The 743-nt window shown below is 72.8% G+C and carries 1 protein-coding gene; it reads right to left on the reverse strand.

What is annotated here, in order from left to right; translation table 11 throughout:
- The coding region (locus AC5RVD_RS16795) for a 13E12 repeat family protein (RefSeq protein ID WP_494127554.1) at positions 1-743 on the reverse strand (743 nt) is incomplete at both ends.

The following is a 743-nucleotide window of genomic DNA, read 5'->3' on the forward strand; positions in this document are numbered from 1 at the left end:
CGGCGGACCCAGATGTCCTCCACACTGTGTTGTTTCAGCACTTTGGTGCGGTGGGCCTGTTCGCGGGCGGTCTTCCAGCCCGGCTCGGTCCCGGCCGGCGGCGCCTTCTGCCCGGTCCGGCCGGGCGTGCTCCAGGCGCCAGAGGGCGGAGGGCTGCCACCGTTTGGTCCTGCCGCAGTGAGTCCGCTGTCATCGCGACCGGTGCCGGCAGCGGTGCGGCCGGGCGGGCTGGTTTCCGTGTTGGCTTTCGGTGTGTGTGCCGTTGCCGGCGGTCGGTTTGGCCACAGGGTGAGGTTGCGCGCGTACTGGGCCGGGACGATGCCGTACCCGGTCAGCCAGGCCGGTTCGGCCTCGCCGCGGAGCAGGGCGCGGTCGGTCATCACCAGTTGGATTTCCAGCCGGGCCGGGTCGGCGGTGCTGCGGCCGGTGACGCGTTCGAACACGGTGTCGGCCATCATCTGGCCGCGGGAGCGGGGGTCTCCGCTGTTGCGCAGCCGGTCCGCTTCCCGGTGCAGGGCGGCCATCACCGCCACGCCCTGGACCACCGGCAGCAGGGTCCGGACCGAGACCATGGTGTCCGGCTCCGGGCGGGAGGAAACGTGCCGGTCCGCTTCGGCCTTCGCGGCCCGGTCCACCACCGAGCGCGGTTCCAGCCGGTAGGCGAGGCGTTTGGCTTCGGCCCGCAGCGCCCTGTTCCCGAGCCCGTGCAGCCGCTCCCGGTTCCCGGCCAGTTCCCGGTCCAC

Source organism: Arthrobacter sp. THG-b23 (genome assembly GCF_059091265.1).